Source organism: Nocardioides sp. P5_C9_2 (genome assembly GCF_054049555.1).
The window spans coordinates 1-9,325 of the sequence record NZ_JBFUMD010000105.1; the positions used below are offsets into that span (position 1 = coordinate 1).

Sequence of the window (9,325 nt, forward strand, 5' to 3'; positions counted from 1 at the left end):
GTACCGGAGCGGCACCGGGCGTCAGTAAGGTGCCGGTGTGGACCACGACCTCAGCAGCAGTGTCCGGATCGCCGTGCTCATCGACGCCGACAACACCTCACCGAAGTACGCGGAGGCGTTGCTCGAGGAGCTCGCCAAGTACGGCACCCCGACCATCAAGCGTGCGTACGGCGACTTCTCGTCGCAGCGCCTCAGCGGCTGGACCCGCGAGCTCAACGCCCGCGCCATCCGCGCCATCCACCAGAACGCCTTCACCGTCGGCAAGAACTCGACCGACTCGGCGCTCATCATCGATGCGATGGACCTGCTGTACGCCGGCAACGTCGAGGCGTTCGCGCTGGTGAGCAGCGACTCCGACTTCACCGGCCTCGCGCTGCGGCTGCGCGAGTCCGGCAAGGTCGTCTACGGCCTCGGACGCCAACGCACCCCGCAGTCGCTGCAGAACGCCTGCGACAGGTTCATCGCTCTCGAGGTGCTGGGCGAGGAGTCCGCGGACGCGGAGCCGGCCGACGACGCGCCCGGCTCCACTGCCCCWGACGACGACGCCCCGAAGATCGACCTGGACGGCGTCCTGACCCGGGCCGTCAACGCCACCGCGGACGACGAGGGCTGGAGCACCGTCTCCTCGATCGGCAATCACCTCAGCCGCACCCAGGCCAGCTTCGACCCGCGCAACTTCGGCCACGCCAAGCTGTCGTCGCTGGTCGCGGCCCAGCCCTACCTCGAGTCGCGGACCGAGGGCCGCCAGATCCTGGTGCGGCTCGCCGGCCGGCCGGCCAAGGGGACCAGGTCGGCCCCGGCGAAGCAGGCCGCGAGCAAGCAGGCCGCGAGCAAGCAGGCCGCCAAGCAGGCCACGACGAAGGCCGCGCCCACGCAGGACGCTCCGCCGAAGGAAGCGACCCAGAAGGAGGCGACCCCGAAGGAAGCCCCCGCCGAGGTCGCCGTCGAGCAGGCGCCCTCCACCCAGGCGACTTCCGCCCAGGCCCCGGCTGCCGAGGCCCCGGCGAGGAAGGCCCCTGCGAAGAAGGCGCCCGCGAAGCGGGCCTCGAGGTCGCGGAAGGCCGCGGCCTCGGAGCCGGCCGAGGCCACCACTGCCGACCCCACCCCGGCCACCGAGCCCGGCGAGTCCGCTTCCGGCCGGCCGACCGTGACCAAGACGGCCCGCAAGCGGACCGCCAAGGCGACCGCGTCCACTGCCGAGCCCGCGTCCACTGCCGAGCCCGCGTCGGCACCGGCCGAGCCCGCCCGGTCCGAGTCCAGCCCAGCCGAGTCCAGCCCAGCCGAGTCCAGCCCAGCCGAGTCCAGCCCAGCCGAGTCCAGCAAGCCGGAGCCCGGCAAGCCGGTGGTGACCCGGAGGACCCGGACCCCGCGGAAGGCTGCGGCCACCGGGTCCTGACCCGGGCCGCGGGGTCGGCCTAGCGGGGGTAGCCCTGCACGAACTCCGTCAGCCGCTTGAGCTGGTCGGGGTCGGTGCTCGGGATGACCCCGTGGCCCAGGTTGAAGATGTGTCCCTTCGCCGCCCGGCCCGCCTCGATGATCTCGCCGGCTCGGGCGGTCATCACCTCGGTCGGGGCGAAGACCAGGGTCGGGTCGAGGTTGCCCTGGACGACCTTGTCGCCGACGAGCGGGATGGCGTTCTCGAGCGGGGTGCGCCAGTCGACGCCCACGACATCGGCACCGGCCTGGCCCATCAGCCCGAGCAGGTTGGTGGTGCCGACGCCGAAGTGGATGCGCGGCACCCCGAGCTCGCCTGCGGCGGCCAGCACCCGGGCCGAGTGCGGCATCACGTGCGCGCGGTAGTCGGCGGGCGTGAGCGCCCCGGCCCACGAGTCGAAGAGCTGGACGGCGCTCGCCCCGGCCTCGACCTGGATGCGGAGGTACGTCGCGGCCATGCCGGCGATCTTGGTCATCAGCGCGTCCCACACCTCGGGGGCGCCGAACATCATCGCCTTGGTCTTCGCGTGCTCCTTGGAGGGACCGCCCTCGACGAGGTACGACGCGACGGTGAACGGCGCCCCGGCGAAGCCGATGAGCGGGGTGCCGCCGAGCTCGCCCACGAGGCTCCGGACCGCCTGGGTGATGAACGGGACGTGGTCGGGGGTCAGGTCGTCGATGGCCGCGACGTCGGCCAGCGTGCGCACCGGCTGGGCCACCACCGGGCCGACGCCGGGCTTGATGTCGAGGTCGACGCCGACGGCCTTGAGCGGCAGCACGATGTCGGAGAAGAAGATGGCCGCGTCCACGCCGTACCGGCGGACGGGCTGGAGGGTGATCTCGGTGACCATGTCGGGGTCCATGCAGGCGTCGAGCATCGCGGTGCCCTCGCGCAGCGCGAGGTACTCGGGCAGCGAGCGGCCGGCCTGCCGCATGTACCAGACGGGCGTGTGAGAGGGCTCCTCCCCGCGCGCGGCTCGGAGGAACGGGCTGTCGGCGAGGCTGGTCACGGTGCGAATCCTCGCAGGTCAGGCGGCGTGGCGACACATCGTCGCGGGCGGCTCCTGACCTACTGTGGGGCCATGGTGGCCCGTCAGGAGTCGCACCCGGCAACGGGTGCCGCAGGTCCCGCGGAGTTCCGCGCGGCGGCAGAGCAGATGCGAGCCGCTGCGGTCCGGCCCGAGGTCTTCTGCGAGGAGATGCCGGCCCCGCAGCGCATCGCCCCGTGGTCGACCGCGCTGTCGGCCGACGTGACGGTCGACGAGGTGGACCTCGGCACCGGCCGGATCATCCTGCTCCACGACCCCGCCGGCAACGACGCCTGGGAGGGCACCTTCCGCTGCGTCGCCTACGCCCGCGCGGAGATCGACCCGGAGCTGATCAGCGACCCGATGCTCGCCGCCGTGGGGTGGACGTGGCTGACCGAGGCGCTCGACGCGCACTCCGCCGAGTACCTCGCCGCCTCCGGCACCGTGACCAGCGTGGCCACCGAGAGCTTCGGCGGGATGGCCGACGAGGACGGCACCGCCCAGCTCGAGGTGCGTGCGTCCTGGACGCCGGTCACCGGTGAGCGAGGCGTCCCCGACATGAAGGCGCACGTCGAGGCGTGGGCGGAGCTGCTGTGCACCGCCGTCGGGCTGCCGCCGGTGCCCGAGGGCGTCACCGCCATCCCGAGCCGGCGCGGTCAGCGCGGCTCCTGACGATGACCCGACGCAGGTCCACCCCCGAGCCCGAGGACAGCCAGGTCGCTGACCCCGACGCCCCGCCGGCCCCCGAGGTCCCGCTGCTGACCTTGCGCGACGGGCTCCCCGAGATCACCGACACCGAGGACGGGCTCGCCAAGGCCTGCGCGGCGCTCGCCGCGGCCACCGGCCCGGTGGCCATCGACGCCGAGCGGGCATCGGGCTACCGCTACTCGGCGCGCGCCTACCTCATCCAGCTGCGCCGCGAGGGGGCCGGCACCTGGCTGGTCGACCCGATCGCCTTCGAGTCGCTGGCCCCGCTCCAGGAGGCCCTCGCCGGCACCGAGTGGATCCTGCACGCCGCGACCCAGGACCTCCCCTGCCTGCGCGAGGTGGGGCTCGAGCCGACCTCGCTCTTCGACACCGAGCTCGCCGGTCGCCTGCTCGGCTATCCCCGTGTCGGGCTCGCCACCCTGGTCGAGACGCTGCTGGGTCAGCGCATGCGCAAGGAGCACTCCGCCGCCGACTGGTCCACGCGCCCGCTCCCGGAGGCCTGGCTGGAGTACGCCGCCCTCGACGTCGAGGTGCTCCTCGAGCTGCGCGACCTGATGGCCGCCGAGCTCGAGGAGACCGGCAAGGACACCTGGGCCCGCCAGGAGTTCGACCACCTGCTCGGTTTCGAGCCCGCCGTGCGCCAGGAGGCGTGGCGCCGTGTCTCGGGCGTGCACAAGCTCCGCGGACGGCGCTCGGTCGGGGCCGCCCGCGCACTGTGGGAGGCCCGCGACGAGATCGCCTCACGCCGCGACGTCACGCCCGGCCGGGTCATCCCGGACGGCGCGATCGTGGCCGCGGCCGCCGCGCTGCCCACGGACCGCGGCGCGCTGCTCGGCACGCAGGGGTTCCACGGCCGCGGCGCCGACCGCTACGCCAGCACGTGGGTGCGCACCATCCAGGCCGTGATGGAGATGCCCGAGGACGACCTCCCGACCCGCGCCCCCCGCCAGGAGGGTCCCCCGCACCCGCGGATGTGGGCCGACCGCGACCCGGTGGCCGACCGTCGCTTCAAGGCCGCGCGGGCGGCGATGCTCACCCTCGCCGGGGAGCTCGGGCTGCCGGTGGAGAACCTGCTCACCCCCGACTTCGTACGCCGCACGATGTGGGCGCCGCCGACCACGCGCGAGCCCGCCGACCTCGCCGACGCCCTGCGCCAGCAGCTGCGCGACCTCGGCGCCCGCCCGTGGCAGGTCGAGCTGGTCACCGGCGCCCTCACCGGCGCGGTCCTGGTCGGGGACATCGAGCCGCCCGAGGCGACCGAGGACGAGCTCCTCGACGACGGGGCCGACGAGGACGCCTGACCGTCGGCCGGTCAAGCACCGACACTGGCGGCGCCACGCAACCGCAACGTCGCGACACCCGTCGTACGCCGCCAGTCACACCGGCCCCCGCCGCGCGAGCACCCACACTGGCGGCGCCGCGCAACCGCAACGCCGCAACACCCGTCGTACGCCGCCAGTCACACCGGCCCCGGCCGCGCAAGCACCCACACCGGCCCCGGCCGCGCAAGCCCGCCCCAGCGGCCAGGTCTCACTCGGACGGCGACTCGCTCGGCTCGTCCTCGGGGCTGAGCACGGCCCTCGACGCCTCGTCGATGGTCTCGGTGGCCTGCTCGAGGTCGAGGACCCCGGGGTCGGTGACCAGGTCGTCGATGAGCGGGCCCACGGCGTCGGAGAGCTCCTGGTCGTTGTCGAGCAGCGGCGGGACGACCATGCCGCGGATCGCGGTGTTGAAGACCTTCGACGTCAACGGCTGGCGCCCGGGACCGAGGAACACCTCGGAGCCGGCGACCTCGGTGTTGGCGGGGACGATGTAGCCGGTGCGGGTGACCGTCTCGATGGCGGAGTCCGACACGGCGTAGGCCAGGAAGTCGGCGGCCTCGTTGACGTGCTCGGTGTCGGCGGAGATGCACAGGCCGTCGATGTCGCCGACCGTGGCAGCCTCCTCGAGCGTCGGCATCGCGATCGTGTCGAAGGACAGCTCGGCTCGCTGCCGCAGGTCGGGCACCAGGTCGCGGAAGCCTGCGATCATCGCCAGCTTGCCCTGACGGAAGCGCTGGAGCGCCGAGCTCTCCTCGAGCTCGCTGGGACTCGGGGTGAGGGCCGAGTCGCGCAGGACCGCGAGCGTCCGGTCGAGGGCGTCGACGGTGGCCTCGTCCGACAGGGCCAGGGAGGTCGGGTCGTCGGCGTCGTCGACGACCTTCCCGCCGCCGGAGTAGATGAAGGGCGCCAGTCCCTGGAGGGTGGGCTCGATCCAGACCCCGTCGGCGCTGCCGCGACGGGTCGCGAACTGCGCGGCGGCGGTGAACTCGGCCAGGTTCCAGCGGGTGCGGTCCCCCTGCGCGTCCTCGCCGGGCACGTCGAGCCCGCGACGCTCCATCTTGTCGAAGTCGACGAGCTCGTCGTTGTAGTAGATGACCATCGGCGAGACCGAGTAGGCCATGCACTGGAGCTCGTCGTCCAGCGCGAAGGCGTCGACGGCGTCGCGGGAGTACCGGTCGCCGAAGTCGACGCCGCGCTCGTCGAGCAGCTGGCTCACCGGCTGGGTGGCCTCGGCCTCGGTGAGGGGGCGCAGGTCGCGGCGCGAGGCCATGAAGACGTCGGGGGCCTCACCGGCGAGCACCGCCTCAAGGGCGGCCTCGTGGTCGGGCCAGGTCACCAGGTCGACCTTGCGGGTCGTGGAGCTGACGTTGAAGGCGTCGACGACCTGCTGGAACGCCGCGAGCTCGTCGGCGCTGCCGTAGGCGCCGAAGCTGAGCCGGGTGACCTCCGTGGGTGACGCGGTCGGCGGGTCGGTGGTCGCGCTGGCCTGCGGCGGCTCCGGGGAGCCCCCGTCGTCGCTGCACGCGGCCAGGGCGAGGCACAGGGCCATCGCGGTCCCTGCCGCCGCCAACCGCCGAAGCATCCCCGGTGTCCTTCCGTCGTCGCAGACCCGCCTGTCGGGCCTCATCGTCACAGCGGTCGCAACCCTAGTGGGCGGTTGGGCACCGACCCCGGCTACCGGCGCTCCTGCGCCGCCGCGACCACCGCGGCGAACAGCTGCGGGTCCAGGGCCGCGCCCTCGCGGCGTACGGCGTCGCGCTCCAGTGGGATGCGCCGGTCCAGCCGCACCTCGCTCGGGCGGCGCTGGGAGTCCCAGTCCCCCGTGCCGACGTCCATCCAGTAGCGGCCCCACCGCGCCTCGTCAGCGGCGTCCCGGTCGTGGTCCTGGCTGCTCAGCATCAGGCCGGTCCAGCCGCCGGCGCTCTCCTCCAGGACCAGCACCGGACGGTCCTTGCCCTGGCTCGGGTCGTCCTCGTAGGGCACCCAGGCCCACACGACCTCGCCGGGATCCGGCTCACCGTCGGCCTCGGGTGCGTACGTCGAGCCGCCGGCACGCGTGGTCGACGGGGTCAGGAGGCGGACGATCCGTTCGCGCAACGAGGACATCCCCCGAGGATAGGGGGACGGTTCGCGGAGTGCGCCGGGCCGGGAGCACCTCACGGTGCATGGCCGCTCGTGGCGGCTTATTTTGGGACCCGGGGCTTCCGCGGTCCGGCGCACTCCGAGGACGAGTGTAGGTCGTCAGTCCAGCGCGTGACGCATTTCGAGGTGGCCCGCCGACTCCAGCTGCTCGGACAACGTGAGCATCCTCACGGTCTCGTCGTGGCTGCTCCCGCGCGCCCCCGCGCGGCCGGTGGCGACGACCCGGGCGAAGGCCGCCGCGCGCAGCAGCGTGACCGCGAAGTCCCCGCCGGCGATGCCGCGCAGCGTCTCGTCGACCATGGCCTTCAGCTCCTCGGGGCCGGGCGGATCGGCGACCCCGGCGACGACCCGGGCGACCTGTGCGCGGGACCGCCCGGCGTCGTACTCCCGGGAGACGGTGAGCGGCGCGGCGTGCACCCAGGCACGCAGCAGGTAGAGGCGCCACAGGCTGCCGGCCAGGGTGTCGGGCGGCGCCCCCGCCCAGACGTCGGCCAGAGTCTCCAGGCCCTCGGTCTCGGCGAGGTGGAGCACCCGCTCGACGACGGCGGGGTCGTCGGTGTCGCGCGCGCCCCGGACGAGGAGGGTGGCGGCACGGTCCCCGGCCTCACGGAGCAGCGCCGGGTCGGAGCCGCCCCCGAGGTCCTCGAAGTAGGCCGCGCCGGGAGTGGCGGGCTTGTGGTGGCGGGGCTGGTCGGACACGCGCTCCACCCTAGGCCTCAGGCCAGCGCCTTGCGGATCCTCTGGTCGCTGACCGTCTGTCGGGTGCCGAGGTGCTGGGCCCACAGCGAGACGCGGTACTCCTCCAGCATCCACCGCACGGTCCGCTGCGACGCACTCGCCGGGCGTCCGTCGGGCAGCGCGCCGACCTGGTGCAGCCAGGCGTCCTGGAGGTCGGCGATCTGGTCCATCAGCTGACGGTCCCGGGCGACCTGGGAGTCGAGGCGCTCGCGGCGGTACTGCACCGCGGCGAGGTAGCGCGGGATCTCGCGCAGCTGGGCGGCCCCCGCCTCGCCGACGAAGCCCGGCGCGATGAGCCGCCCGACCTGGGCGCGCATGTCGGTGAGCGCGGGCAGGGTGGCCAGCTCGGCCCGGCCCGACAGCGCCCGGTCGGCCGCGCGCCAGGCGTCGAGCACCCGGATGGCGTCGTGGATGCCGGCGAGCATCGCCGCGTCGTGGTCGCGGCGCACCTGCTCCATCAACGCGTCGTACGACGCCTCGTCGCGCACCGGCGGGCGCGCGTCGACGGCGTCCCCCAGCACGGCGAGGCGCAGGTCCTCGACGAGGGCGGCGATCGAGGGGTACGGCGACCCGACGAGCGCAAGCTTGGCCCGCTGGTCCAGGCCGAGCCGGTCCACCGACGGTGCCGGTCCGAGGGCGAGCAGCAGGAGACGGCGTACGCCGAGCCGGTGCCGGGAGGCGGCCTCGTCGGCGGACGCGAAGACCTGGAGCCCGACCGTGGCTCCCTCGTCGACCAGCGCGGGGTGTCCGCGGACCTCGTGCCCGGCCCGGCGCTGGACGAACGACTCCTCGATGGTGCCGAAGCTCCAGCTCGTCCTCCCCGTGGCGCTGACCCCCGAGTCGGCGGCCACGTCGGCAATGGCCTGCGCGAGCGAGGGACGCAGCGGCTCCTTGAGGGACTCGAGGTCCTTGCCTCGTGCGGCCACGCTCCCGTCGTCGCCGACGACGCGGAAGGTCGGCTGGAGGTGGCCCGGCACCCGCGACCAGTCCCAGGCCTCACGGGGCACGACCACGCCGGTGCTCGAGCGCAGGTAGCGCTCCAGCGCGTCGAGGATCGGCTCCTCCCCCGGCGGCGTGGCGGTCAGGAACTCGCGGGCGGTGTTGGGCGCGGGGACGAAGCTGACGCGCAGGTTCTTGGGCAGGCTGCGGATGAGCTCGGTGACCAGCTCCTCGCGCAGGCCGGGCACCAGCCACGAGAAGTCCCCGGCGTCGACCCGGTTGAGGGTGCTCACGGGCACCTCGATGGTGAGGCCGTCGTCGGCCGACCCGGGCTCGAAGTGATAGCTGATCGGGAAGGTCAGGCCCTCCTCGTCGCTGTCGTGCCAGCTCGTCGGGAAGTCCGCCTGACGGATCTCCTCGGCGTTCGCGTGGGTGAGCATCTCGGGGTCGAAGGTCAGCAGGTCCGGGCGCTTCTGGCGCTCGCGCTTCCACCACTGGTCGAAGTGGGCACCGCTGACCACGTCGGGCCCGACCCGGGCGTCGTAGAAGTCGAAGAGGGTGTGCTCGTCCACGACGATGCCGCGACGTCGGGCCCGGTGCTCGAGCTCCTCGGCCTCCTCGAGCAGCCGCGCGTTGTCGGCGGCGAAGCGGTGCCGGGTGCGCCACTCGCCGTACACGAGGGCGTGACGGATGAACAGCTCGCGGGCCAGGGCGGGATCGACCTTGCCGTAGGTGACGAGGCGGTCGGCGACCAGCGGCACGCCGTACAGGGTGACCTTCTCGTGGGCCATCACGGCGGCCCGCTTGGCCGACCAGTGCGGCTCGGACCAGCTGCGCTTGACCAGGTGGGCGCCGAGGTGCTCGGCCCACTCGGGCTTGATGGCGGCGTTCTGGCGCGCCCACAGCCGGGAGGTCTCGACCAGCTCGCCGGCCATCAGGAACTGCGGGTTGCGGCCCTTGAGGACGCTGCCGGGGAAGACGGCGAACCGGGCGCCGCGGGCGCCGACGTACTCG

Annotated in this window: 8 protein-coding genes; 3 read left to right on the plus strand and 5 right to left on the minus strand. The window is 73.8% G+C overall.

Translation table 11 applies throughout. The annotated features are described in order from the left end of the window. Window positions 1-37 precede the first annotated feature (37 nt). The gene (locus ACXJKL_RS07550) at window positions 38-1,396 is read left to right on the plus strand and encodes an NYN domain-containing protein (RefSeq protein ID WP_457206444.1); all 1,359 of its coding nucleotides are present in this window, start codon (window positions 38-40) and stop codon (window positions 1,394-1,396) included. 19 nt (window positions 1,397-1,415) lie between these two features. Here ACXJKL_RS07550 and hemE read toward each other — a convergent pair whose 3' ends face one another. Continuing rightward, the gene (gene hemE, locus ACXJKL_RS07555; protein ID WP_457206445.1) at window positions 1,416-2,444 is read right to left on the minus strand and encodes a uroporphyrinogen decarboxylase; all 1,029 of its coding nucleotides are present in this window, start codon (window positions 2,442-2,444) and stop codon (window positions 1,416-1,418) included. A gap of 72 nt (window positions 2,445-2,516) precedes the next feature. Here hemE and ACXJKL_RS07560 point away from each other — a divergent pair, with 72 nt between their 5' ends. Together ACXJKL_RS07560 and ACXJKL_RS07565 are read left to right on the plus strand one after the other, a co-directional pair. Continuing rightward, on the plus strand, window positions 2,517-3,134 hold the full coding sequence (locus ACXJKL_RS07560) for a DUF3000 domain-containing protein (protein WP_457206446.1): 618 nt from the start codon (window positions 2,517-2,519) through the stop codon (window positions 3,132-3,134). Between the two features lie 2 nt (window positions 3,135-3,136). Beyond that, window positions 3,137-4,471, plus strand: coding sequence for an HRDC domain-containing protein (locus tag ACXJKL_RS07565; protein ID WP_457206447.1), 1,335 nt, complete (start codon window positions 3,137-3,139; stop codon window positions 4,469-4,471). Window positions 4,472-4,700: 229 nt separating this feature from the next. On the opposite strand, the gene ACXJKL_RS07570 is transcribed toward ACXJKL_RS07565, so the two are convergent. The 4 genes from ACXJKL_RS07570 to ACXJKL_RS07585 form a co-directional block, all read right to left on the minus strand. Then, window positions 4,701-6,074, minus strand: coding sequence for an extracellular solute-binding protein (locus tag ACXJKL_RS07570; protein ID WP_457206448.1), 1,374 nt, complete (start codon window positions 6,072-6,074; stop codon window positions 4,701-4,703). Window positions 6,075-6,166: 92 nt separating this feature from the next. Continuing rightward, on the minus strand, window positions 6,167-6,598 hold the full coding sequence (locus ACXJKL_RS07575; RefSeq protein WP_457206449.1) for a type II toxin-antitoxin system PemK/MazF family toxin: 432 nt from the start codon (window positions 6,596-6,598) through the stop codon (window positions 6,167-6,169). 135 nt (window positions 6,599-6,733) lie between these two features. Continuing rightward, on the minus strand, window positions 6,734-7,333 hold the full coding sequence (locus ACXJKL_RS07580; protein WP_457206450.1) for a hypothetical protein: 600 nt from the start codon (window positions 7,331-7,333) through the stop codon (window positions 6,734-6,736). A gap of 17 nt (window positions 7,334-7,350) precedes the next feature. Continuing rightward, window positions 7,351-9,325: DUF3418 domain-containing protein (locus tag ACXJKL_RS07585; protein ID WP_457206451.1), on the minus strand; the 1,975-nt coding region annotated here is incomplete at its 5' end.

Bases quoted from the DNA above. Each gene is read 5' to 3' on its own strand.
- ACXJKL_RS07560 (WP_457206446.1), top strand. From the start codon at position 2,517: ATGGTGGCCCGTCAGGAGTCGCACCCGGCAACGGGTGCCGCAGGTCCC.
- ACXJKL_RS07565 (WP_457206447.1), top strand. From the start codon at position 3,137: ATGACCCGACGCAGGTCCACCCCCGAGCCCGAGGACAGCCAGGTCGCT.
- ACXJKL_RS07570 (WP_457206448.1), bottom strand. From the start codon at position 6,074: ATGCTTCGGCGGTTGGCGGCGGCAGGGACCGCGATGGCCCTGTGCCTC.
- ACXJKL_RS07575 (WP_457206449.1), bottom strand. From the start codon at position 6,598: ATGTCCTCGTTGCGCGAACGGATCGTCCGCCTCCTGACCCCGTCGACC.